At 71.6% G+C, this 21,997-nt stretch carries 22 protein-coding genes and 1 tRNA gene; 11 read left to right on the top strand and 12 right to left on the bottom strand.

Annotation, left to right across the window (positions count from 1 at the left end; all coding sequences use genetic code 11):
- Positions 1–207: 207 nt before the first annotated feature.
- The gene (gene arfB, locus ACYSUO_RS34030) at positions 208–633 is read right to left on the bottom strand and encodes an alternative ribosome rescue aminoacyl-tRNA hydrolase ArfB (RefSeq protein WP_328632767.1); all 426 of its coding nucleotides are present in this window, start codon (positions 631–633) and stop codon (positions 208–210) included.
- Positions 634–834: 201 nt separating this feature from the next.
- Here arfB and ACYSUO_RS34025 point away from each other — a divergent pair, with 201 nt between their 5' ends.
- Positions 835–1,410, top strand: coding sequence for a TerD family protein (locus ACYSUO_RS34025; protein WP_461780069.1), 576 nt, complete (start codon positions 835–837; stop codon positions 1,408–1,410).
- Between the two features lie 286 nt (positions 1,411–1,696).
- A complete protein-coding gene (locus tag ACYSUO_RS34020; protein WP_461780077.1) occupies positions 1,697–3,268 on the top strand; it encodes a M4 family metallopeptidase in 1,572 nt (523 codons plus the stop codon).
- Here ACYSUO_RS34020 and ACYSUO_RS34015 read toward each other — a convergent pair.
- The 4 genes from ACYSUO_RS34015 to ACYSUO_RS34000 all read right to left on the bottom strand — a co-directional run bounded on the left by ACYSUO_RS34015 (position 3,261) and on the right by ACYSUO_RS34000 (position 7,243).
- Positions 3,261–4,682 carry a M1 family metallopeptidase gene (locus ACYSUO_RS34015; RefSeq protein WP_461780068.1) on the bottom strand — a complete coding sequence of 474 codons (1,422 nt, stop codon included), beginning with the start codon at positions 4,680–4,682 and terminating at the stop codon, positions 3,261–3,263. The genes ACYSUO_RS34020 and ACYSUO_RS34015 overlap by 8 nt on opposite strands.
- Positions 4,683–4,766: 84 nt before the next feature.
- Positions 4,767–5,891 (bottom strand): YncE family protein, encoded by a 1,125-nt coding sequence (locus ACYSUO_RS34010; RefSeq protein ID WP_461780067.1) that lies wholly within the window; start codon positions 5,889–5,891, stop codon positions 4,767–4,769.
- Positions 5,888–6,490 carry an ankyrin repeat domain-containing protein gene (locus ACYSUO_RS34005; protein WP_461780066.1) on the bottom strand — a complete coding sequence of 201 codons (603 nt, stop codon included), beginning with the start codon at positions 6,488–6,490 and terminating at the stop codon, positions 5,888–5,890. Before ACYSUO_RS34005 ends, ACYSUO_RS34010 begins: the two co-directional genes overlap by 4 nt.
- Before the next feature lie 183 nt (positions 6,491–6,673).
- A complete protein-coding gene (locus tag ACYSUO_RS34000) occupies positions 6,674–7,243 on the bottom strand; it encodes a GlcG/HbpS family heme-binding protein (protein ID WP_461780065.1) in 570 nt (189 codons plus the stop codon).
- Positions 7,244–7,573: 330 nt separating this feature from the next.
- On the opposite strand from ACYSUO_RS34000, the gene ACYSUO_RS33995 reads away from it, so the two are divergent.
- From ACYSUO_RS33995 to ACYSUO_RS33985, 3 genes are read left to right on the top strand one after another with little or no spacing between them, the layout of a single operon-like run.
- Positions 7,574–8,773 (top strand): sensor histidine kinase, encoded by a 1,200-nt coding sequence (locus ACYSUO_RS33995; protein ID WP_461780076.1) that lies wholly within the window; start codon positions 7,574–7,576, stop codon positions 8,771–8,773.
- Positions 8,770–9,447 carry a response regulator gene (locus tag ACYSUO_RS33990; RefSeq protein WP_461780064.1) on the top strand — a complete coding sequence of 226 codons (678 nt, stop codon included), beginning with the start codon at positions 8,770–8,772 and terminating at the stop codon, positions 9,445–9,447. The genes ACYSUO_RS33995 and ACYSUO_RS33990 overlap by 4 nt, the downstream gene beginning before the upstream one ends.
- A gap of 54 nt (positions 9,448–9,501) precedes the next feature.
- On the top strand, positions 9,502–10,002 hold the full coding sequence (locus tag ACYSUO_RS33985) for a hypothetical protein (RefSeq protein WP_461780063.1): 501 nt from the start codon (positions 9,502–9,504) through the stop codon (positions 10,000–10,002).
- 28 nt (positions 10,003–10,030) lie between these two features.
- On the opposite strand, the gene ACYSUO_RS33980 is transcribed toward ACYSUO_RS33985, so the two are convergent.
- On the bottom strand, positions 10,031–10,765 hold the full coding sequence (locus tag ACYSUO_RS33980; protein WP_461780062.1) for a pentapeptide repeat-containing protein: 735 nt from the start codon (positions 10,763–10,765) through the stop codon (positions 10,031–10,033).
- 179 nt (positions 10,766–10,944) lie between these two features.
- Here ACYSUO_RS33980 and ACYSUO_RS33975 point away from each other — a divergent pair, with 179 nt between their 5' ends.
- Both ACYSUO_RS33975 and ACYSUO_RS33970 read left to right on the top strand, forming a co-directional pair.
- Positions 10,945–12,129, top strand: a complete 1,185-nt coding sequence (locus ACYSUO_RS33975; RefSeq protein ID WP_461780061.1) for an NAD(P)-binding protein — start codon at positions 10,945–10,947, stop codon at positions 12,127–12,129.
- Positions 12,130–12,200: 71 nt separating this feature from the next.
- The gene (locus ACYSUO_RS33970; protein WP_461780060.1) at positions 12,201–13,217 is read left to right on the top strand and encodes a zinc-binding dehydrogenase; all 1,017 of its coding nucleotides are present in this window, start codon (positions 12,201–12,203) and stop codon (positions 13,215–13,217) included.
- A 12-nt stretch (positions 13,218–13,229) separates the two neighbouring features.
- Here the strand turns inward: ACYSUO_RS33970 and ACYSUO_RS33965 are convergent, their stop codons facing one another.
- From ACYSUO_RS33965 to ACYSUO_RS33950, 4 genes are read right to left on the bottom strand one after another with little or no spacing between them, the layout of a single operon-like run.
- On the bottom strand, positions 13,230–14,129 hold the full coding sequence (locus tag ACYSUO_RS33965) for a bifunctional helix-turn-helix transcriptional regulator/GNAT family N-acetyltransferase (protein WP_461780059.1): 900 nt from the start codon (positions 14,127–14,129) through the stop codon (positions 13,230–13,232).
- A 38-nt stretch (positions 14,130–14,167) separates the two neighbouring features.
- Complete coding sequence (locus ACYSUO_RS33960) at positions 14,168–14,644, bottom strand: GNAT family N-acetyltransferase (RefSeq protein WP_461780058.1); 477 nt, start codon at positions 14,642–14,644, stop codon at positions 14,168–14,170.
- A gap of 57 nt (positions 14,645–14,701) precedes the next feature.
- Positions 14,702–15,604, bottom strand: coding sequence for an aminoglycoside phosphotransferase family protein (locus ACYSUO_RS33955; protein WP_461780075.1), 903 nt, complete (start codon positions 15,602–15,604; stop codon positions 14,702–14,704).
- Between the two features lie 23 nt (positions 15,605–15,627).
- Positions 15,628–16,398, bottom strand: coding sequence for a DsbA family protein (locus tag ACYSUO_RS33950; protein WP_461780057.1), 771 nt, complete (start codon positions 16,396–16,398; stop codon positions 15,628–15,630).
- A 99-nt stretch (positions 16,399–16,497) separates the two neighbouring features.
- Here ACYSUO_RS33950 and ACYSUO_RS33945 point away from each other — a divergent pair, with 99 nt between their 5' ends.
- The gene (locus ACYSUO_RS33945) at positions 16,498–17,931 is read left to right on the top strand and encodes an NAD(P)/FAD-dependent oxidoreductase (protein WP_461780056.1); all 1,434 of its coding nucleotides are present in this window, start codon (positions 16,498–16,500) and stop codon (positions 17,929–17,931) included.
- 69 nt (positions 17,932–18,000) lie between these two features.
- Here ACYSUO_RS33945 and ACYSUO_RS33940 read toward each other — a convergent pair whose 3' ends face one another.
- Both ACYSUO_RS33940 and ACYSUO_RS33935 read right to left on the bottom strand, forming a co-directional pair.
- On the bottom strand, positions 18,001–18,774 hold the full coding sequence (locus ACYSUO_RS33940; protein WP_461780055.1) for an MHYT domain-containing protein: 774 nt from the start codon (positions 18,772–18,774) through the stop codon (positions 18,001–18,003).
- A 198-nt stretch (positions 18,775–18,972) separates the two neighbouring features.
- A tRNA-Thr gene (locus ACYSUO_RS33935) sits at positions 18,973–19,049 on the bottom strand.
- A gap of 225 nt (positions 19,050–19,274) precedes the next feature.
- Between ACYSUO_RS33935 and ACYSUO_RS33930 the strand changes: the two genes are divergently transcribed.
- The 3 genes from ACYSUO_RS33930 to ACYSUO_RS33920 all read left to right on the top strand — a co-directional run bounded on the left by ACYSUO_RS33930 (position 19,275) and on the right by ACYSUO_RS33920 (position 21,969).
- The gene (locus tag ACYSUO_RS33930; protein ID WP_461780054.1) at positions 19,275–20,411 is read left to right on the top strand and encodes an ABC transporter ATP-binding protein; all 1,137 of its coding nucleotides are present in this window, start codon (positions 19,275–19,277) and stop codon (positions 20,409–20,411) included.
- A 245-nt stretch (positions 20,412–20,656) separates the two neighbouring features.
- Positions 20,657–21,115 carry a hypothetical protein gene (locus ACYSUO_RS33925; protein ID WP_461780053.1) on the top strand — a complete coding sequence of 153 codons (459 nt, stop codon included), beginning with the start codon at positions 20,657–20,659 and terminating at the stop codon, positions 21,113–21,115.
- A 98-nt stretch (positions 21,116–21,213) separates the two neighbouring features.
- A complete protein-coding gene (locus ACYSUO_RS33920) occupies positions 21,214–21,969 on the top strand; it encodes a nucleotidyltransferase family protein (RefSeq protein WP_461780052.1) in 756 nt (251 codons plus the stop codon).
- Positions 21,970–21,997: the final 28 nt, after the last annotated feature.

Below are 21,997 nucleotides of genomic sequence, written 5' to 3'. Positions count from 1 at the left end.
CCCCCGCGGCGGCCCGGCCGGGGGGGGGGGGGGGCGTGGGTGGTGCCCGGGGGGGCCCGCCCCCCGGGGGCCCCCCCCCCCCCCCGGGGGGGGGGGGGGGGCGGGGGGGTGGGCCCCCCCCCCCAAGCCCAGCCCCGGCTACCCGGCGAGCGCCCCGGGGCTCCGCCCCGGACCCCGCTGCTCAAACGCCGCAGGGGCTTGATCCGCCTACCAATCCCGGCCCGAGCGGCCGCGTTTCGTGTCGGAGCGGGCCTTCTTGGCGCGGAGGCGCCGCTCGTTGACGCCGCGCGACACCCGCGTGGGACGCCTCGGCTTCGGCGGCGGCGCGGTCGCCTCCGCCAGGAGCGCGGCGAGCCGCACCACGGCCACCTCCCGGTTGCGCCACTGCGACCGATGCTCCGAAGCCCGTACGGAGATCACGCCACCCACGAGCCGCGGAGCGAGCCGCTCCAGGGCCCGCTCCTTCCACACGCGCGGCAGCGCCTCCGTGGCGGCGAGGTCGAAGCGCACCTCCGCCGCCGAGTCGGACGTGTTCACGTGCTGCCCGCCCGGCCCGGACGACCGCGAGAAACGCCAAAGGAGCTCGGCCTCCGGGAGGACGACCGAACCGCGGATGGGATAAGGACCGGACATGCGTCCATGGTCGCGCGTCCGTGCGGTCCGCGTCACCCGTATTTCCCGGGCCGGCAGGCCTCCCGTGCCGCCCGGGTAAAGAAAGTAAAGAGACCTGGAACCTTCTCCACCCCTCACGGCGTTGCTAGGGGTACGAGTAGCTTCGGCTGCACACGTACAACCATGTACGTCCGTATTTAACGAGGGAAGGACTCCCGAACCATGGCTGTAAGCCTGTCCAAGGGTGGCAACGTCTCGCTGACCAAGGAGGCTCCGGGCCTGACCGCTGTCACCGTGGGCCTCGGCTGGGACGTCCGCACCACCACGGGTACCGACTTCGACCTCGACGCGTCGGCGATCGTGGTGAACGCCGAGGGCAAGGTCTACTCGGACGCCCACTTCGTCTTCTTCAACAACAAGCAGACGCCGGACCAGACGGTCGTGCACACGGGCGACAACCGCTCCGGCGAGGGCGCGGGCGACGACGAGGCGATCAACGTCAACCTGGCGGCCCTGCCGGCCGACGTCGACAAGGTCGTCTTCCCGGTCTCGATCTACGACGCCGAGACCCGCACGCAGAACTTCGGCCAGGTCCGCAACGCGTACATCCGCATCGTGAACCAGGCCGGTGGCACGGAGATCGCCCGCTACGACCTCTCCGAGGACGCCGCGACCGAGACCGCGATGGTCTTCGGCGAGCTGTACCGCAATGGCGCCGAGTGGAAGTTCCGCGCCGTGGGCCAGGGCTACGCCTCGGGCCTCGTCGGCATCGCGCAGGACTTCGGCGTGAACGTCTGAGCCACCGCTGAGCGGTAGCCGCCACTGAGCCCCGGCCATCGGCCGGGGCTCAGTGCTGTTTCCTGCGGGTCCGAATCGGCCGCCATCCATCGATTAACGGACAATCACCCGCGCCATTCGGACACGAACCGGCAAAGTTTTGACAGGTATCTGCCATCGAGGTGATCGCGGGTGCCACTCTCCCTCCGAACCCCCCACATACCCACCCCACACGGGTACCGAAGGAGTCCGAGTGAGAATCCGCTCTACCGCTCCCCGCTTCGCCGCCCTCGTCGCTTCCGCCGCCATGGTGGTCGTCGGCGTACAGGCAGGCACCTCGGCCAACGCCGCCACCGATCGTGCGGCAGGCGCAACGGCGCTCCCTCTCAGCGCCTCGCAACGGGCGACCGCACTGAAGGACGCGCAGGCCGAAACGCCCACGACCGAACGCCAGTTGAAGCTCGCCGACGGCGAGAAGCTGGTCGCCCGCGACGTCGTCAAGGACGCCGACGGAACCACCCACACCCGCTACGAGCGCACCTTCGACGGGCTGCCCGTCCTCGGCGGCGACCTCGTCGTGCACACCGCGAAGGGTGGCGACCTCAAGGGCACCACCAAGGCGCGCAAGGGCTCCATATCCGTGGCGTCCACGGACGCCGCCACCGGAACCGCCGCCGCGAAGAAGTCCGCGAAGTCCGCCGCGGGCGACTCGGTCAAGGGCGCCACCGCCGGCACCGCGCACAAGGTCGTCTGGGCCGCCGACGCGAGCAAGGCGCCCACCCTCGCGTACGAGACCGTCGTCAAGGGCACCCAACACGACGGCACGCCCAGCGAGTTGCACGTCATCACCGACGCCGACAGCGGCAAGGTGCTCTACAAGTACCAGGCCATCGAGAACGGCACCGGCACCGGCGAGTACAACGGCGCCGTCACCGTCGGCTCCACCGCCTCCGCCTCCGGCGGCTTCGACCTGGTCGACGGCGGGCGCGGTGGCCACAAGACGTACGACCTGAAGGGCGGCACGTCCGGCACCGGCACCCTCTTCCACGACGCCGACGACAAGTGGGGCGACGGCACGGCCGCCGACCCGCAGACCGCCGCCGTCGACGCCGCCTACGGAGCCGCCGAGACCTGGGACTTCTACAAGGAGGCCCTGAACCGCAGCGGCATCGCGGGCGACGGCAAGGCCGCGTACTCCCGCGTCCACTACGGCAACGCGTACGTCAACGCGTTCTGGGACGACAGCTGCTTCTGCATGACGTACGGCGACGGGATCAACAACAAGAACCCGCTCACCTCGCTCGACGTCGCCGCGCACGAGATGAGCCACGGCCTGACCGCCGCCACGGCGAACCTCAATTACAGCAAGGAGTCCGGCGGCCTCAACGAGGCGACGTCCGACATCTTCGGCACGGCCGTGGAGTTCTACGCGAACAACTCCGCGGACGTCGGCGACTACCTCATCGGCGAGAAGATCGACATCAACGGCGACGGCACCCCGCTGCGCTACATGGACAAGCCGAGCAAGGACGGCAAGTCCGCCGACGCCTGGTCGCGCTCCACGGGCCGCCTCGACGTGCACTACTCGTCGGGCGTCGCCAACCACTTCTTCTACCTGCTCAGCGAGGGCAGCGGGAAGAAGACCATCAACGGGGTGAACTACGACTCGCCCACGTCCGACGGCTCCACCGTCACCGGCATCGGCCGGGACAAGGCCGTGCAGATCTGGTACAAGGCGCTCTCCACGTACATGACGTCCACGACCGACTACGCGGCGGCCCGCGCGGCCACCATCAAGGCGGCCGGTGACCTGTACGGCGCGAGCGGCGCGGAGGCCACCGCGGTCGCCGCCGCCTGGAAGGCCGTGAACGTCAACTAGCCTTCTCCGGCTTGCCGTTCCCGTACAGCCAGGTCTCCCAGACCCCGGCAAGGGCCTCGCCCTTGCCGGGGTTCTTGCGCTCCACGTAGGCGGTGAAGTCGTCCGTGTCGGCGTTTTTGTACTTGTGGTCGGTCGGCCAACTCTTCAGCAGGGCAAAGAAGTTGGTGTCGCCGATCGCCTCGCGGACCTTCTGCAGCACCATCGCGCCGCGCTCGTAGACCGGGGAGTCGGAGAGGTGCGCGGCGTTCGGCGGCTGCGCGGGAGGGAAGGACCAGACGCCGTCGCTCGCGGGCCGCTTCATGAGCGCCTCGAAGGTCTGCCGGGCCGTGTCCCCGCCGTGCTCCTCGTCCCACAGCCACTCCGCGTACGTCGCGAAGCCCTCGTTCAGCCACATGTCGCGCCACGACTTCGGGGTGACCGAGTCGCCGTACCACTGGTGCGCCAACTCGTGCACGAGCAGGCCGACATCGGGGGCGCCGGGGTAGACGGGCCGGTTCTGGGTCTCCAGGGCGTAGCCCACGTCCCCGGCCCGGTCGACGATCGCGCCGGTGGACGAGAACGGGTACGCGCCGAACCGCTCCGCCTCCCAGTCGACGACCTCCGGCAGCCGGGCGAGGACCTTCGCGCTCGCCTTCGCCTCGTCCGGATCGACGGCGGTGTAGACGGGAATCCCGCGGGGCGTGCGCCCCCGCTCCGTCTCGAACTTCCCGATGGCCACGGTCGCCAGATAGCTCGCCATCGGCTGCCGCACCCGCCAGTCGTACGCGGTGCGCCTCCCGTCGGACGAACGCTTCGAGCTCCTCAACTCCCCGTTGGACACCGCCTGTACGCCGGCGGGGACGGTGATCCGGATGTCGTACGTCGCCTTGTCCGAGGGGTGGTGGTTGCCGGGGAACCAGGCCATGGAGCCGGTCGGCTCGCCGAGACCGAGCGCGCCGTCGGCGGTGCGCAGCCAGCCCTCGCCCGTGCCGTCCGGGTCGGTGACCGTGACGGGTTCGCCGTCGTAGCGGACGGTGGCGCGGAAAGTGTGCCCCTTCGGGAGCTCGTCGTGCGGCCGCACGGTCACCTCGCGCCCGGCGCGGCTGGCCACGGCCTTCTCGCCGTCGACGGTGACCTTCCGCACCGTAAGCCCCCTCAGGTCCAGGTTGAACGCGCTGAGCGCCTGGTCCGCGGTCGCGGTGATCTCGGCGGTGCCGGAGAGGTGGTGGGTGTCCGGGTCGTAGTCGAGATCGAGGGCGTAGTGGCCGACGTCGTAGCCGCCGTTCCCGAGCTTGGGGAAGTAGGGGTCGCGCAGGCCCGAGGCGCCGGGGGTGCCGTGGACGCCGCCGTCGCAGGCGGTGAGGGCGGCGACGGTGGCGAGGACGGTGAGGAGGGCGGCGGGGAGTCGGAGTCGGGAGCTGGGTCGGCGGCGCACGCGGTGATCTTATGACCCCCTTGCCCTGGTACGGGCGTCCCGCCGGCCTCCGGGTGGCGTCCGTCTGGTGTCCGGCTGAGGCGCCTACAGAACGGCGATGCCCAACGGCCGCTCCCCCGCGGCCAGTCGGCGGGTGTCGCCGCTGTCGATGTCGACGACGGTGATGCCGTTCCAGTAGCCGTCGCGGGTGAAGCCGCCGGTGACGTACGCGGTCCTGCCGTCGTCGGAGACGGCGACCTCCTCGTGCGGCCCTTCGAGCGGCACGACCTTCTCCTTGCCGCCGGGCGTCCGGATGGTGAGCGAGGGCCCCTCGTCCTCGGACGGGTCGATGGGTCCCGTGCCGACGGCGAGGAGCGTGCCGTCGGGGGTGATCGTGACGCCGTGCTGGTGCGTGTTGGCGGTCATCCGCTCGACGGTCGAGCGGCCGGTGTCCGGGTCGACCACGACGAGCTTCTCGCCCTCGAAGGGGAGGAGCAGCTTGCCGTCCGAGGGCCGGACGGCGGCGTAGTGCGGCTTCAGCCACGAGCCGAGGCCGCCCTCGGTGCCGTACGGGGCGACCTCGATGCGGCGGGTGTCGCCGCTGCGGGTGTCGAGGACGGTGACGTCGAAGGAGTCGTGATCGGTGGCGTACACCTGGCGCCCGTCGCGCGACACGTCGACGTCGAAGGGCCGCCGCCCGACGGAGGTGGTGTCGGTGACCTTCTCGGTCCTGGTGTCGATGGTCTCCAACGCCCCTTTACCGTCAGGGACGTTGACCCCGACGTACGCGTGCCTGCCGTCGGGCGCGAGGGCGATGCCCATGCCGCCGCCGCGGTACTCGCCGTCGGTGACCGGGCCGAGGCCTTCGGTCTCGTACGGGATGAGGGCCTCGCGCTCACGGCTGTCCGTGTCGACGACGGCGACGCCCTCGGCGGTGGCGACCCAGGCCCGACCATCGTCCCCGACGACGAGCCCGTACGGGGCGTGGCCGACCTTCACCGAGTCGAAGACTCCCTTGCCGGGTGCGGGGTCGACGAAGGAGACGGTGTCGGAGCCGAAGTCGGCGAGGAGGAGGGTGCCGTCGGGGGTCTTGGCGGACTTGGGGGTCGCGGGGGCCGTCTCCGGTGGCGAACTGGCCTTGTCAGGACCTGAGTTGGCGTCGTCCTGCGTCGCGCCACAGCCGGTCGCGAGGACCGCGACGGCGATCGCCGCGAGGACCGCGCGCCTCACCGTACGGCCCGCAACAGGCCGGCGATCTCGGTGAAGCCGCGGCGCTCGGCGTGCTCGAGGGGAGTGATGCCGTCGCCGTCGGGCAGGTCGGGGCTCGCGCCCGCCGTGATGAGCAGCTCGACGATCTCCTGGTGCGCGCGGCCGCCGTCACCGAGGATCACGGCCTCCAACAGGGCGGTCCAGCCGAGCCGGTTGACGTGGTCGACGTCGATGTCGGTCTCGCGGAGCACGGCGCGTACGTAGTCGACGTGGCCGCGTTCGGAGGCCGGGATGACGGAGATGCCGCCGAACCGGTTGGTGACCTTCAGGTCGGGGCGGGCGGGCAGCAGGGCGCGCATCATCTCCACGGAGCCGGTGACACCGGTGGCGAGCCACGCGCTGTCGTCCCGCTCGTCCTGGGCGTTCGGGTCGGCACCGGCCGCGACGAGCGCCTCGGCGGCGGCGACGTGATCGTTGAGGGAGGCCAGGAGGAGGGGCGTACGGCGGTGCGCGTCGCGGGCCTCGACATCGGCGCCCGCCGCGAGCGCGGCCCGGACGGCGTCGACGTCGCCGTGAGCGGCGGCGGCGAGGAGCGTTCGGTTGTTCTCGGTGTGCTGCATGGTGCGACTCCACATCCGCCCTGCGCTCTGCAGGATCGTTCGGTTCGGCAATTTAAGCCCCTGCGGCGATTGAGCAGCGGGGTCTGGGGCAGCGCCCCAGGACCGCAACACCCGCGCCGGTCGTGACGTCTCGGGGCTCTGCCCCGGACCCCGCCGCTCAATCGCCGCGGGGGCTTGATCTGCCTAGCCGAGCGCAGCGACCCCCGCCTGGGCGAACTTCTCGTCCAGGTCCCCCGAGGGCGCACCGGCGACCCCGATCCCCGCGATGGGCCCACCGTCGGCGACAACCGGCGCCCCACCCGCGAGGAACAACGTGCCGGGGATGTCCTTCAGGTTCGGCGTCTGCTCGAGCCGCTTCGTCAGCTCGGACGTGGGCGCGTTCCAGGACACCGCGGTGTACGCCTTCTTCACGGCGGACTCCGGCGACTGCGGTCCGGCGCCGTCACCACGCAGCTCGACGATCGTGTTGCCGTTGCGGTCGACGACGGCGACGGAGACCTTCTGGTTCTCCTTCTTCGCGGCCTTCAGGACGGCCTCGGCGGCGTCGGTGGCGGCGCCCACGGTGAGGTGCTTGGACTCGAAGGTGTTGCCGGCCTTCGCGGCGGCGGGCTTGGCGGCGGCGGCCTGCGCGGCCGGCTCCGCGTCCGCGGCGCTCGCCGAGTACGCGCCGAACCCGCCGAGGGCGATGGCGGCGGCAAGCGTGGTGCCGGTGACGACGCGGGTGCGCTTCGAGATCTTCTTGGCGTGCTGCATGGGAACGACTCCTGGGTGAAGGGGGAGGGTGCGAGTAGAGGGAGGAGACTTCGATCGGGAGGCCGTTTGCCGTTCCTGCCGTCCCGCTCTGCCTTCAATCCTGGGTCCGGAACCGGCCCCCACCCGTCGACGGACCGGCTGGAGGCGGCGCGCCGGGCGGTCGACGCCGGGGTCATCCGATCGGTTGACCCCGGGGGCGTACAACCCGGTGAGAATGGGAGTGTTTGCCCAGGTCGACGCCGTGAAGGAGGCGCAGGAACCGTGCCATGGAACCGGGCCGCACGCGCCGACGAGGCCTACGACGCGGACATCCGCCGCCTCACCACGGTCATGCACGCCTCGTTCTTCCTGCTGCTCGCCGTGGCCCTGGCCCGCTTCCTGCTGCGCCACCCGCACGGCACGCGCACGCCGTGGATCATCGCGCTCTCCGTGGTCGTGGCGCTGCTGTACGGGGCCGGGCTCGTGCGGGGGCTCGCGGAGCGGGCCACGGCGGGGCAACGGGTGTGGCTGACGCTGGTGGTCGTGGTGTGGGTGGTGCTCGTGGTGCTCGCGCCGAGCTTCGCGTGGTGCGCGGTGCCGCTCTTCTACACGGGCCTGCGTACGCTGCCGACCCGCCCCGCGCTCGTCCTGGTGGGGCTCCTGGCGGTGCTCGTCATCCTCGCCCAGGTGCGGCTCGCGGGCCGCTGGGACCCGGACCTGGTGCTCGGCCCGCCGGCCGTCGTGGTGATCGCCACCGCCGTGTTCCTGCAGATGAAACGGCAGGCCGCGCGCCAGCGGGACCTCATCGACGACCTCATCCGCACCCGCCGCGAACTGGCCGCGTCCGAACGCCGCGAGGGCACGCTCGCCGAGCGGCAGCGGCTCTCCATGGAGATCCACGACACCCTCGCGCAGGGCCTGTCCAGCCAGCGGATGCTGTTGCAGGCGGCGCAGCGGGTGTGGGAGGCCGACCCCGGCAAGGCCCGCGCCCATGTCGGCACGGCCGCGTCGATCGCCGAGCACAACCTGACCGAGGCGCGCCGCTTCGTGCACGATCTGGCGCCCGCCGACCTGGCGCATGGTCTGACGGAGGCGTTGCGGGCCGTGGCCGCGCGGGAGTCGGGCGACCGGCTCGGCGTCCAGGTCCGCGTCGACGACGACGGGCGCGCGGACCGGCTGCCCGACCGGGTGCAGTCGGCGCTGCTGCGGATCGCGCAGGGGGCGTTGGCCAACGTACGGGAGCACTCCGGGGCCCGGAGCGCGGCGCTCACGCTGACGTTGCTCGACGACCAGGTCGTGCTGGATGTCGCCGACGACGGGCGGGGGTTCGATCCGACCGTGCTCCCTGCGGGGGGCTCCGGGGTGCGGGGGCATGGTCTGCCGGCGATTCGGGCGCGGGTGGGTCAGCTGGGTGGAAGGTTGTCGCTGGAGTCCGCGCCGGGGGAGGGAGCGGTGGTCTCCGCCTCGATTCCCGTGCCGCCCGCGACGGGGGTACCGACTCGGGGCTCTGCCCCGGACCCCGCTGCTCAATCGCCGCAGGGGCTGGAATGACCGATCCGGGAGCCGAAATGACCCACCCCATCCGCATCCTCCTCTGCGACGACCACGTCGTCGTCCGTGCCGGGTTGCTCGCGTTGCTCGACAGTGCCGCGGGCATCGAGGTCGTCGGGGAGGCCGGGACCGGGGAGGAGGCGATCGCGCTCGCCGCGAAGCTCCGGCCCGACGTCGTCCTCATGGACCTCCAGCTGGGCGAGGGCATGGACGGCGTGGAGACGACCCGCCGCCTCACCAGCGAACCGGACGCCCCGGACGACCCGGCCACCGGGCACCGCCCCCACGTCCTCGTCCTGACCACGTACGACACCGACGCCGACATCACCCGCGCCATCGAGGCGGGCGCGACGGGCTATCTGCTCAAGGCGGAGCGGCCCGAGGAGCTGTTCGCCGCGATCCACGCGGCCGCGGAGGGCCGCACCGCGCTGTCCGCCCCGGTGGCCAGCCGCGTCATGGCCAATATGCGCAAGCCGCGGCCCACCCTCACCGACCGCGAGCGCGACATCCTCGCCCAGCTGGCGCACGGCCTCGGCAACCGGGAGATCGCCAAGGCCCTGTTCATCAGCGAGGCCACGGTCAAGACCCACCTGGGCCGGATCTACGACAAGCTCGGCGTGGACACCCGGGCCGGCGCCGTATCGGTCGCGAAGGAGCAGCGGCTGCTGCCGTGACCTGCCGCCGCTCCGGTGCGGCCCCGCTCCCCCGCCCGTGACACCATCACGTACGTGCTCGACATCGGTTACGCCCTCTCCCGCCGCTTCCCGGACCCGCCGCAGACGGACTACCGGCGCGCGGACGTCCACGCGCTGCGCCACGACCTGTTCAGCGGCGACGTGTACCTGGCCGACACCAAGGCCGACCGGGAGCTGTCCACAGCCTGGGGATGGGTGCCGGTGCTCGACTTCGCGTGGGCGCTGTGCGACATCGTCGAGCAGCTGGACCGCGACCCGCGCGGCAGCCGCTCCTCGACTCCCCAGCACGCCGAGCTGGACTTCACGGAGTCCAGCGACTGCATGCTCTTCGAGCGCCGCTTCGGCTGGGTCGACGTCGAGGCCGACTGGATGCCGACCGAGGAGCCCCCGCTGACCTTCTCCCACTCCGAACTGCGCCGCGAGGCACGGGACTTCCTGCACGACCTGCTCGCCGACCTCACGGACATGCACGAGGACCTGGCCGACAACCCGGTCCTGTGGGACCTTCAGGCCCGCTTCCCCCGGCTCCCGTAACCCGAAGACCGGGCCGCCCCGGCGGGAACTACTCCACCCGCACCCCCAGCTCCGCCGCGAACACCCCGGCCAGATCCATGAGTTGGGCCGGTGAGATCACCGCGCCGCCCAGCCGGTCCACGCCCCGCGCGATCCCCAGCTCCGCCGCGTCCCGCAGGTCGACGTCCGTCAGGGTCGCCGCCGAGAAGTCGGCGCCCTTCAGCACGCAGCCCGCGAACTCCACCCGCTCCAGGCGCGCGCCCCCGAAGTCCGGCTCCACGAGCACGCATCCATCGAACACGACGTCCTTGAGGCGCGCCTTCCGCAGGTTCAGGTAGTCGATCTTCCCGCCCCTGATCACCACCCGCTCCAGCGCCGCCCCGTGCAGCTGCACCCCGCCGAGCCGGGCGTCGACCACCTCCACGTCCCGCAGCGTCGCCTCCGCCAGGTCCGTGCCCACGCCCCGTACGTCGCTCAGCACGGTGTCGATGAATCTGGCCCGCGCGAGGCCCGCCTCGTCGAGCGCGCACGCCGCCAGCGCGCAGTCCATGAACCGCGCCCCGGTCCCCTCCTGCCCCGCGAAGTCGACGTCCCGGAACTCCACCCCGTCGTAATCCCCGTCGGGCTCCAGGCCGCGCCCCGCCCACGGCGTCAACGGAGGCAGCCGCACCTGGGGCCGCCGCGCCTTCTTCACCTTCGCCGAAGCTCTCGCCGAACCTTTCGCCGAGGTCTTCGCCGGGGACTGTCCCGCAGCCCGGCCCGCACCACCACGCCTGTCGTTCATGACCCCATGCTGCCCGGCCCCACTGACAATCCCGGGCCACCCCCAAGTGACCTGCACAAACGGCGCGATGTCACATCCGCGCCCGCGCCCGACGTCGTACCCGTGAAGGCCCTTCGCACGACCGGTCACGCACGCGGTCGTACGTCCGTCCGGAAACGATCACGCAGTCAGGAGCACCCATGCGTCACCCCACCCCCACCCTCACCGTCATCGGCGGCGGCCTCGCCGGGCTGACCGCCGCGATCACCGCGGCGGAGGCGGGCGCACGCGTCACCCTGCACGAAGCGCACCACACCCTCGGCGGCCGGGCCCGCACCGCCGAGGGCACCTACCTCACCCACGAAGGCCCGCACGCCCTCTACAACGGCGGCCCGCACTGGACCTGGCTGCGGCAGCGCGAGCTGCTCGGACCGCTCGCCCCGATCCCGCCGCTCGAAGGCGCCCGGCTGCGCTTCCACCGCGACGGCGCGCTGCGCCGCACCCCGCCCGCCGCCCTGCTCCGTCTCCTGCGCCACCGGCCCGAACGCGCCCCCGTGGACGAGGACTTCACCACCTGGGCCACCCGCGTCGCGGGCCCGGACGCCGCCCGTGCCGCCGCCAACTACACGGCCGTCGCCCTGTTCCACCACGACCCCGGATCGCTCTCGGCCCGCTTCGTCCAGGAGCGCCTGCGCCGCACCGCGAAGGTCCCGCCCGAGGCGCACTACCCCGTCGGCGGCTGGTCCTCGGTCGTCGACCGGATGGCGTCCCGCGCGTGGAACCTCGGCGTACGCATGGAGACCCTCAGCCGGATCGACACCGTGCCCACCGACACCCCCGTCGTCGTGGCGACCTCGCTCGACGCGGCCCGCAGGCTCCTCAAGGACGACTCCCTGACCTGGGACAGCGGCCGTACGACACTGATCGACCTGGCCGTCCGTACCCGCCGCGGCGACGCCTTCGCGGTGTCGGGCCTCGACTTCCCGGCCTGGATCGAACGGTTCACGGCGCAGGACAAGTCCCTTGCCCCGCACGGCGAGAGCCTGATCCAGGGACAGGTCCCGATCGCGCCCGACGAGTCCAAGGCGGACGGTTCCGCACGCGCCGACGGCCTGCTCGACCTCGCGTTCCCCGGCTGGCGCGAGCGCACGACCTGGCGCCGCGACGCGCTCGCCCAGGGGCGCACGGGAGCGCTCGACCGCCCCGGCACGACGTGGCGCGACCGCCCGGCGATCGACCGCGGCGAGGGCGTCTACCTGGCGGGCGACATGGTGGCGGCGCCCGGCGTGCTCTCCGAGGTCTCCTTCACCAGCGCCATCGAGGCGACGACGCTGGCGCTGCGGCGGCCCGCCCTCACCCGCGGCCTTGACCTCAACCGAGCTTGAGGTCGAAGACTGGCGCGCAGGCCGCTCGTACAGGTCGGGGCGGCATCGCACACTGCCCACCAGGAGCTGCCATGCACGCCATCCGCCTGCACGCCTTCGGCCCCGCGGAGAACCTCACGTACGAAAAGGTCGAGGACCCCGAGCCGGGCCCCGGGCAGGTGCGGATCGCGGTCGAGGCCGCGGGCGTGCACCTGCTGGACACCGCGATCCGCTCCGGCGTACAGGGACCGCTGCCCGCCCTCCCCGAACTGCCCACGATCCCCGGCCGCGAGGTCGCCGGCACCGTCGAGTCGCTCGGCCCGGACACCGACCCGGCCTGGCTCGGCAAGAAGGTCGTCGCCCACCTCGGCATGGTCCCCGGCGGCTACGCCGAGCTCGCCGTCACGGACGCGGACCGCCTCCACGAACTCCCTGCGACCCTGGACCCGGCGCACGCCGTCGCCATGATCGGCACGGGCCGCACGGCGCTCGGCATCCTGAACTTCACCACCGTCACACCCGACACGGTCGCCCTCGTCCCCGCGGCCGCGGGCGGCATCGGCACGCTCCTCGTGCAGTACGTGAAGCACGCGGGCGGCACCGTGATCGGCCTGGCGGGCGGCACGACGAAGACGGCGGCGGTCGAGGCGAACGGCGCCGACCTCGCCCTCGACTACAACGACCCCAACTGGCCGGACAAAGCACGCGAGTTCCTCGCCGACCGGGGCCTCCCCGCCGCCACCGTCCTCTTCGACGGAGTCGGCGGCCCGACGACCGCCCGCGCCCTCGACCTCCTCGGCCCCGGCGGCCGGCACCTCATCTTCGGCTGGTCCGCCCAGGGCATCGGCCCGGACGAGGGCCCACACCTCCTCGACGAAGCCGAACTCACCCGCCGCGACCTCACCCAGGAACAGGTCCTCGGCCCCCCGATGATGCGCAGGGCCGGCGGCGACAACCCGATGCGCACCCTCGAACTCGCCGCCCTCGCCCACGCGTCCGACGGCACCCTCACCCCCACCGTCCACCGCTTCCCCCTCAAGGAAGCAGCAGCCGCCCACCACGCCCTGGAGACGCGCGGCACGACGGGCAAGGTGATCCTGGAGCCGTGACCGCCCCTCCGGTCAGCCCAGCCGCTTCTCGAACCAATGGTGTGCGTACGGCTCGTCGTTGAAGGCCGCGACCTCCTCGAAGCCGTACGCGTGGTACAGGCCGATGGCCTCGCCGAGTGCCTTGTTGGTGTCCAGGCGCAGCAGTTCGGCACCGTGCTGGGCAGCCCGTGTCTCCAGCTCCGCCAGGAAGCGGCGGGCGAGCCCGAGGCCCCTGACCCGCGGCGCCACCCACATGCGCTTCACCTCGGCCGCGCCTCCCGGCGGAAGCTTGAGACCGGCGCAGCCGACCGGCTCCCCGTGCAGCCTCGCCACGACGAACCGGCCGTGCGGGGGCCGGAGTTCACCGGCGTCGGGCAGGAGGCTGTGCGCCGGATCGAAGCCCGTGTCGAACCGCTCCTGGAGTTCGGCGAAGTAGCCGCGCAGGCACAGCTCCGCGTCGGGGTGGTCCGGCGCGACGTCGTCCAGCGTGACCGTGCCGGCCGTGAGCAGCCGGTCCACCTCCGTCATGGCGGCGACCAGGCGGGCGCGCTGGGCCGGGTTCAGCGGGGCGAGCAGCGAGCCCGCGGCCTCGTCACTGCGGCGGTCGAGCACGGCCCACTCGTCGCGCCCCCGCTCCGTGAGCCGCGCGGTACGCACCCGCCGGTCCCGCTCCAGCGGCTCCACCGCCACGAGACCGTCCGCCTCCAGGGCGCGCAGCAGCCGGCTGACGTACCCGGAGTCGAGCCCGAGCCGCTCCCGCAGCCTGCGCACATCGAGCGGCGCCCCGGCCTCGCCGATCTCCCAGAGCAGCCGGGCCTGCCCGTAGGGCCGCTCGGTGCCGTGGAACCGCTCCTGGAGCACGCCGACGCGCTCGCTGACGACGCGGTTGAACCGCCGTACCCGCGCGACGTCGCCGTCCTCGCTCCCACCCATTCTCTGACCTTAGTCAGAGAATGGGTGATCGCGCCAGACTACGCGGCACCCGCCGCCTTCAAGGCCTCGTCCGTCAGTCGGTACACCGTCCACTCGTCCTGCGGCCGCGCGCCCATCGCCTCGTAGAACTCGATGGACGGGGTGTTCCAGTTCAGCACCGACCACTCCAGGCGCTCGTACCCGCGCTCCACGCAGATCCGCGCCAGCTCCGTGAGCAGCGCCTTGCCGTGGCCGCCGCCGCGCGCCGAGGGGCGGACGTACAGGTCCTCCAGGTAGATGCCGTGCACACCGCGCCACGTCGAGAAGTTCAGGAACCACAGCGCGAAACCGACCGGCTCCCCGGTCCCTGCGTCCTCGGCGATGTGCGCGTACGCCGCCGGGCGCTCGCCGAACAGCGCCTCGCGCAGCTGCTCCTCGCTCGCCCGCGCCTCGTGCAGCGCCTTCTCGTAGTCGGCGAGCTCGCGGATCATGCCGTGGATGACGGGGACATCGGCCGGGGTGGCGGTACGAATCATGGCGGCAGACTAATGCGCGGCACTGACACCCGGCCGCGCAGGACCAGCCGCCCTTGACTACCTGTTGAGTCCCGTACGCAGCCGCCGCGCGATCTCCAGGTCCACCGCGCCGAGCTCCCGCCCGTCCTCGATGTCCCACAACGCGTTCTGCAGCACCCGGCCCAGCGTCCACGCCCGCGCCCGCTCCCGGTCGAGCCCGAGGACCCCGCTCATCGCGTCGAACCGCCACACCGTCTCCTGCGGCTCGTAGCGGTTGTTCAGCGCGGGCCACAGATCGAATCCGGGGTCGCCGGCCAACGGCTTCGGGTCGATCGCCAGCCACGGTTCGCGCTCGGCGGCCAGCACGTTGTCGAAGTGCAGGTCCCAGTGCAGCAGCCGGTCCCCGGGCTCGTCCGCGACCTCCTGCACCGCCGCCGCGCAGTCGGCGAGCAGCGCGCGCTCGGCCGGGTCGGCCACCCGGCGCAGCGCGTCCGGGGCGTCCGCGAGCATCTGCCCGGCGATGTCGGAGAGCCGCCGCATGCCCTCCGGCGCGGGCCCCGCCGTCAGCCGCGCGAGCAGCTCGGCGATCACCGTGACGGCCTTGCGCGAGTCCTCCACGTCGCTCAACATCCGCGCGGAGTCGAGCCGTTCGAGCAGCATCGTGCCCGTCCCGTCGTCGTACGCGAGGAGCCGCACGGAGCCGTCGCCGTCCCACTCCCGCAGCGCGACGGGCTCGCCCTCGGTCTCCTCGTCGAGCACCTGGAACTTGAGGGCCGCCGGCCGCCCGCCGCCCACCACGGGCACGACGAGCGCGGCCATCCCGTGCATCAGCGGCCCGTCGACCGTCAGCTCCCAGCGCTCCAAGAACTCGTCCACGCGCGCGGGCAGCGCCGCGACGAACGCGCGGCCCGCCTCCCCCGCGTACGCGTGCTGCGACTCAACAAGGCCCACCGGTACGTCGATCACGCCTGCGACCCTAATTCCCGACCCACCCCCAGGGCCCGTCAATTACCGGGAATACCCGCGCCCCTGAGCACCTTCTCGAAGGCGTCCTCGTCGTACATCGCCTTCTCCGGGGTCACCTTGTCGCCGTCCACGTAGACCGTCGGCGTGCCCTCGATGCCGTCGGCGCGGAACTTCTTCATCGCCGCGTCCACGAAGTCCCGGTACTTCATGTCCCGCACGGCCCCGTCGAACGCGGAGGAGCGCAGCCCGTCGACCGTATCGGCAATCTTCAGTAGGAAGTCGTCCGTGTACGCGTCCGTGGTCTCGTCGGCGGGCTGGTTCGCGAAGACGGCCGAGTGGTACACGGGGAACTTGCCTGCCTCCACGGAGGCGCGCAGCGCGTTGGCGGCCTTCACCGAGCCGTGGCCGTTCAGGTTCTCGTCGAGGAACGAGGCGATGACGTACTCGACCTTCACGTCCCCGTCGGCCACCGGGCCGGTCAGCGCCTCTGCGCCGCCCTGCTCGAACTTCTTGCAGTACGGGCAGCGCGGGTCCTCGTACACCTTGACCGTGTGCGGGGCCTTCGCGTCGCCCACGACGATCACGTCGTCGCCGTCCATGCGCGCGTCCAGCTCCGCGAGGTCATCGGCATTCTCGGCCGGCTTCACGGAGGGGGTCGCCGAGGCCGACGCGGAGGCCGTGGCCCCGCCACCGTCGCCCTCGTCGCCACAGGCCGTGGCCGCCACCCCGAGCACGACGACCGCCACCGCCGCGACCCACGGCCGCCCCGAAACCCTCGCTCCTACGTCCACGATCCGGCTCCCACTCACGGTGCGCTCGTCCAGCGATCACCCCACAGGCGACATATGCCACGAAACCATCACCTCACCCCTCCCGCATTCCGCCGCCGCCCAGTAACGTCCCGCGCCATGAGCAACGGCATCAGCGGCCCCGGTGGCCCTCGCGACACCACCGGCACCATCAACGGCGGCATATCGTTCTGGTACGCGGACGACGGCATCCCGCTCACCCGCGACCCCCTGCCCGGCGACGCGAGCGCCGACGTCGTCATCGTCGGCGGCGGCTACACGGGCCTGTGGACGGCGTACTACCTGAAGAAGGCCGCCCCGTTCCTGCGGATCACCGTCCTGGAACAGAAGTTCTGCGGCTACGGAGCCTCCGGCCGCAACGGCGGCTGGCTCTACAACGGCATCGCGGGCCGCGACCGCTACGCCAAACTCCACGGCCACGACGCCGCGGTCCGCCTCCAGCAGGCCATGAACGAGACCGTCACCGAGGTCATCGACGTGGCCCGCGCCGAGTCCATCGACGCGGACATCCACCACGGCGGCGTACTCGAAGTCGCCTACACGCCCGCCCAGTTGACGCGCCTCAAGTCCTTCCACGAAACGGAACTCACCTACGGTGAGAAGGACCGCACCCTGCACGGCGCCCGCGAGACCGCCGACCGCATCCGTGTCGCCGGCGCCGTCGGCTCGACCTGGACCCCGCACGGCGCCCGCCTGCACCCGGTGAAACTCCTCAAGGGCCTGGCGAAGGCCGTCGAAGCCCTCGGCGTCACGATCCACGAGTCGACGCCCGTCACCGAGATCAAGCCGAAGCACGCCATCACGCCCTACGGCACCGTCCGCGCGCCCTACATCCTGCGCTGCACGGAGGGCTTCACCGCCTCCCTCAAGGGCCAGCGCCGCACCTGGCTTCCCATGAACTCCTCCATGATCGCCACGGAGCCGTTGTCGGCGTCGCAATGGGAGTCGATCGGCTGGGAGGGCCGCGAAACCCTCGGCGACATGGCCCACGCCTACATGTACGCCCAGCGCACAGCCGACGACCGCATCGCCCTCGGCGGCCGCGGCGTCCCCTACCGCTACGCCTCCCGCACGGACAACGACGGCCGCACGCAGCCCAAGACCATCGAGGCGCTGTACGAGATCCTGACCCGCTTCTTCCCGCAGCTCGCCGGCGTCCGGGTCGACCACGCCTGGTCCGGCGTCCTCGGCGTCCCCCGCGACTGGTGCGCCACCGTCACCCTGGACCGCTCGACGGGCCTCGGCTGGGCGGGCGGCTACGTGGGCTCCGGCGTCGCCACGACGAACCTGGCCGCCCGCACCCTCCGCGACCTCGTCCAGCAGGACTCGGGCCAGTCAGGCCCCACCGACCTCACCGCGCTCCCCTGGGCCAACCACAAGGTCCGCAAATGGGAGCCGGAGCCCTTCCGCTGGCTCGGCGTCCACGGCATGTACGCCACGTACTACGCGGCGGACCGCCGCGAACTGACCACCCACACGTCCGACTCGTCCCGCCTGGCGAAGTGGGCGGACAAGGTGGCGGGGCGGGGCTGACGAGCCGCCGACTCCCTTACGCAGCCGCCCAACCGGACTGCTGCGTAAGGGAGTTGCCCCCTCGAACCCTCAGGACCAGCCCGCGGTCCGCCGCACAGGACGGCGATCCGGCTCGTCGTCACCCATGATCAGCATCGGGTCGAACATGACGATGGCGGCGGCGAGGACGAGCACGACGAGCGGCCCGATGAGCAGGGCCATCACGGCGACGGCCGAGGAACCGACGGCATTCACGCCATGGGTGATGTGGACGTCGACCGCCGCCATCCCGGTGTAGTGCATCCCGGTCACCGCGACCCCCATGACCGCACTCGCCCCGAGGCTGGCGAGGAACCCCCGGATCGCGATGGCGGCCCACAGCGCGGCGGTCGCCGCGACGACGGCGATCACCACGGAGAGCGCCACGACGGCGGAGTCGTAGACGAGCGAGCCGTTCATGCGCATGGCCGCCATGCCCAGGTAGTGCATGCCGGCGACCCCGAGCCCGGTGAACACACCGGCGGTGAGCAGCGGCCCAGGACCCGTCCCGAGATAGCCGACGATGAAGATCCCCACGCCGACCACCAGCACGGCCACCAGCAGGCTGAGGAAGGTCAGCATGGTGTCGTACGAGATCGCGGCGCCGCTCACCTGGAAACCGAGCATGGCGATGAAGTGCATGGACCAGATCCCGCACCCGATGGACACCGCCCCGAGGGCGAGCCAGCCGGGTTTGCGCGACCGGTCGAGCGCGAGCGAACGCACCGTGCAACGCAGCCCGAGCGCGCTGCCGAGGCAAGCCGTCAGGTACGCCGCGACCGGCGTGACCAGGCCATAACTTAAACCGTCAATCGTGCCTTGCATTGAGCCAAGCCCCCCGGCGTGATGAAGGTGAGATCGCGAGATGGATGTCCTGTGAACGAGCGAATCTAACCAGCATCGACCCGAAACGAAAGAAACCGAGCAAGACCGGCACCCCGGGCCGAGCCGGGCGCCCGCGCCCACGCCGCAGCCCCTGAACGACAAAACCCCAGGCCGGAAGGGTCCGGGCCTGGGGTTCGATGGAGCCCCCTGTCGGATTCGAACCGACGACCTACGCATTACAAGTGCGTTGCTCTGGCCATCTGAGCTAAGGAGGCAGCCCGAGCAGTGTAACCAACACCGGCCGTGCACCCGTCGAAAATTTCCTCGAAGGTCATGTGCTCCCGGGTACTGACAAACCCACCGGCCGCCGCTTAAGGTCCGAGCAGTTCACCCGCGTGGACTACACCAGTGCTACACCGCCGTGGCACCGCCATGGCGGCTCACCTTCTTTACAACGGATCGTCCGGCACGTTCCTGCCGGTGAAGGGGGCTTCACAGCCATGGCTTCTGTCACGTTCGACAAGGCGACCCGCGTCTACCCGGGTTCCACCAAGCCCGCGGTCGACGGCCTGGACATCGAGATCGAGGACGGCGAGTTCCTCGTCCTCGTCGGCCCGTCCGGCTGCGGAAAGTCGACCTCCCTGCGCATGCTCGCGGGCCTCGAGGACGTCAACGGCGGTGCGATCCGCATCGGTGACCGCGAGGTCACGCACCTGCCGCCGAAGGACCGGGACATCGCCATGGTGTTCCAGAACTACGCGCTGTACCCGCACATGTCCGTCGCCGACAACATGGGCTTCGCGCTCAAGATCGCCGGCGTGAACAAGGCGGAGATCCGCACGAAGGTCGAAGAGGCCGCGAAGATCCTCGACCTCACCGAGTACCTGGACCGCAAGCCGAAGGCCCTCTCCGGTGGTCAGCGTCAGCGTGTCGCCATGGGCCGCGCCATCGTGCGTGAGCCGCAGGTGTTCCTCATGGACGAGCCGCTGTCGAACCTCGACGCCAAGCTCCGTGTGTCCACGCGTACGCAGATCGCGAGCCTCCAGCGCCGCCTCGGCATCACCACCGTCTACGTCACCCACGACCAGGTCGAGGCCATGACGATGGGCGACCGTGTGGCGGTCCTCAAGGACGGTCTGCTCCAGCAGGTCGACACCCCGCGCAACATGTACGACCGCCCGGCCAACCTCTTCGTCGCCGGCTTCATCGGCTCCCCGGCCATGAACCTGGTCGAGGTCCCGATCACCGACGGCGGCGTGAAGTTCGGCAACTCGGTCGTCCCGATCGACCGCGAGGCCCTGAAGGCCGCCTCCGACAAGGGCGACCGCACGGTCCACGTCGGCGTCCGCCCCGAGCACTTCGACATCGTCGAGACGAACGGCGAGGCCGCGAAGTCCCTCGCCAAGGACGTCTCGGACGCCCCGGCCGGCCTCGCCGTCTCCGTGAACGTGGTCGAGGAGCTCGGCGCCGACGGTTACGTCTACGGCTCCGCCGAGGTCGGCGGCGAGCACAAGGACCTCGTCGTCCGTGTGAACGGCCGCCAGGTGCCGGAGAAGGGCGCCCAGCTGCACGTCGTGCCGCGCACCGGCGAGACCCACGTGTTCTCGTCCTCCACGGGCGAGCGCCTCTCCGACTGACGGCCGACCGACTGACCGCCGACTGACGGACGGTCGACCGACGGACGGCCGCACAATCGGCCGCGAGGGCCCCGCACTTCGGTGCGGGGCCCTCGCGCGTTCACTCGTCATTGTCGACAAATACCCCGGCAACTCGGGCATTTGGCCCAGCAACGTCAACACGTATGCAACAAAACCCCTTTACCCGTCCCTCATCAGGGTGACCAAATGTCGCCAAATCATCACCGAGCGCTACGCTCACTCGCGTGACGCACTCTGCCAACTACACCCAGAAGTCGCGCCGAGCTCGGGGCCAGGGCCCCGCCCGCCGCGCCGCCCGTACGCTCGCCTTCGTCCTGCCGGTGATGCTGGTGCTCTCCGGGACGCTCGCGGTCACCCGAGTCAACTGGTCCGGGAATTCCTCGGAATCGGTTCTCACGGCCTCCTCACAGGACGTCTCCAAGCGCGCCAAGTCGCGCGCTCCCCAGGACGTGCTGCGCGACCGCCTCCTCCTCGAACTCCAGGAGGACAACCCCGGCGTTGCACTCACCCACCTCCAGCAGGAGATCGACCGCCGCCCGTCGCTCGCCCGGCACTGCATGGCGATCGCCAAGGCCCTCGGCCGTGCCGCCGTGGAGACCTACGGTCCCGCGCGCGCACAGTCGTTCGCCCGCCCGGTCTGTGATACCTCGTTCGCCTCGGGTGTGGCCGGCTTCCGGGCCTGAGCACCGGACCGGCCCCGAGCCGAGAACCGGTCCCGAGCCGCGCTCGACCGTCGAGCCGCTGGCGTCCCCGCGGGCCGTGCGCACGTACAGTTCCGGTCATGACGACCGCTGAACCGTCCGCGCACGGCCCGCTTCTGTACCCCCACCGCCCCACCCAGGCCGTGGTCCTGGCGGGCGGCCAGGGCTCGCGGCTGCGCCCGTACACCGACGACCGGCCCAAGCCGATGGTGGAGATCCCCGGCACGGGCACGCCGATCATCGGCCATCAGCTGACCTGGCTCGCCGAGGAGGGCGTCACCGACGCCGTCGTCTCCTGCGGCCACCTCGCCGAGGTGCTCCAGGAGTGGCTCGACCAGGCGGAGTTGCCGCTGCGGGTCACCACGGTCGTCGAGAAGGAGCCGCTCGGCCGCGGCGGCGGCCTGAAGTTCGCGGCCGCGCATCTGCCGCACGCCGACCGCCCCTGGTACGCCACGAACGGCGACATCTGGACGCGGTTCTCGTTGCAGGAGATGGCCGACTTCCACCATGAGCGGGAGGCGACCGCGACCCTCGCGCTGGCCCGCCCGCGGATCCCGTGGGGCGCCGTGGAGACGGACGCGTTCGGCCACATCACCGACTTCATCGAGGCGCCGCCGTCCCCGTATCTGATCAACGCGGGCGTGTACGTCTTCTCCGCCGAGTTCGCCTCGCTGCTGCCGGACCTCGGGGACCACGAGCGCACCACGTTCCCGCGCCTGGCACGCTCCAAGCGGCTGGCGGGCTTCCAGCTCCCGCAGGGCGCGTACTGGCGGGCGATCGACACGGCGAAGGACCTCACGGAGGCCGCGAAGGAGCTGGCCGCACAAGGGCGTTGATCGCCCCCGTCCCTTTGCCTGCCTGTAC

This window comes from Streptomyces sp. UC4497, assembly GCF_054871485.1.
The sequence above is the reverse complement of the archived record's forward strand: the minus strand, read 5'-3'. Positions and strand labels throughout refer to the sequence as shown.

What these genes read in the sequence shown, in the direction of transcription:
- ACYSUO_RS33945 (WP_461780056.1), top strand. Translation starts at nt 16,498, where the DNA reads ATGAGCAACGGCATCAGCGGCCCCGGTGGCCCTCGCGACACCACCGGC.
- ACYSUO_RS33975 (WP_461780061.1), top strand. Translation starts at nt 10,945, where the DNA reads ATGCGTCACCCCACCCCCACCCTCACCGTCATCGGCGGCGGCCTCGCC.
- ACYSUO_RS33970 (WP_461780060.1), top strand. Translation starts at nt 12,201, where the DNA reads ATGCACGCCATCCGCCTGCACGCCTTCGGCCCCGCGGAGAACCTCACG.
- ACYSUO_RS33920 (WP_461780052.1), top strand. Translation starts at nt 21,214, where the DNA reads ATGACGACCGCTGAACCGTCCGCGCACGGCCCGCTTCTGTACCCCCAC.
- ACYSUO_RS33960 (WP_461780058.1), bottom strand. Translation starts at nt 14,644, where the DNA reads ATGATTCGTACCGCCACCCCGGCCGATGTCCCCGTCATCCACGGCATG.
- arfB (WP_328632767.1), bottom strand. Translation starts at nt 633, where the DNA reads ATGTCCGGTCCTTATCCCATCCGCGGTTCGGTCGTCCTCCCGGAGGCC.
- ACYSUO_RS33995 (WP_461780076.1), top strand. Translation starts at nt 7,574, where the DNA reads ATGCACGCCTCGTTCTTCCTGCTGCTCGCCGTGGCCCTGGCCCGCTTC.
- ACYSUO_RS34025 (WP_461780069.1), top strand. Translation starts at nt 835, where the DNA reads ATGGCTGTAAGCCTGTCCAAGGGTGGCAACGTCTCGCTGACCAAGGAG.
- ACYSUO_RS33930 (WP_461780054.1), top strand. Translation starts at nt 19,275, where the DNA reads ATGGCTTCTGTCACGTTCGACAAGGCGACCCGCGTCTACCCGGGTTCC.
- ACYSUO_RS33940 (WP_461780055.1), bottom strand. Translation starts at nt 18,774, where the DNA reads ATGCAAGGCACGATTGACGGTTTAAGTTATGGCCTGGTCACGCCGGTC.
- ACYSUO_RS34020 (WP_461780077.1), top strand. Translation starts at nt 1,697, where the DNA reads ATGGTGGTCGTCGGCGTACAGGCAGGCACCTCGGCCAACGCCGCCACC.
- ACYSUO_RS34005 (WP_461780066.1), bottom strand. Translation starts at nt 6,490, where the DNA reads ATGCAGCACACCGAGAACAACCGAACGCTCCTCGCCGCCGCCGCTCAC.
- ACYSUO_RS33980 (WP_461780062.1), bottom strand. Translation starts at nt 10,765, where the DNA reads ATGAACGACAGGCGTGGTGGTGCGGGCCGGGCTGCGGGACAGTCCCCG.
- ACYSUO_RS34000 (WP_461780065.1), bottom strand. Translation starts at nt 7,243, where the DNA reads ATGCAGCACGCCAAGAAGATCTCGAAGCGCACCCGCGTCGTCACCGGC.
- ACYSUO_RS33965 (WP_461780059.1), bottom strand. Translation starts at nt 14,129, where the DNA reads ATGGGTGGGAGCGAGGACGGCGACGTCGCGCGGGTACGGCGGTTCAAC.
- ACYSUO_RS33990 (WP_461780064.1), top strand. Translation starts at nt 8,770, where the DNA reads ATGACCGATCCGGGAGCCGAAATGACCCACCCCATCCGCATCCTCCTC.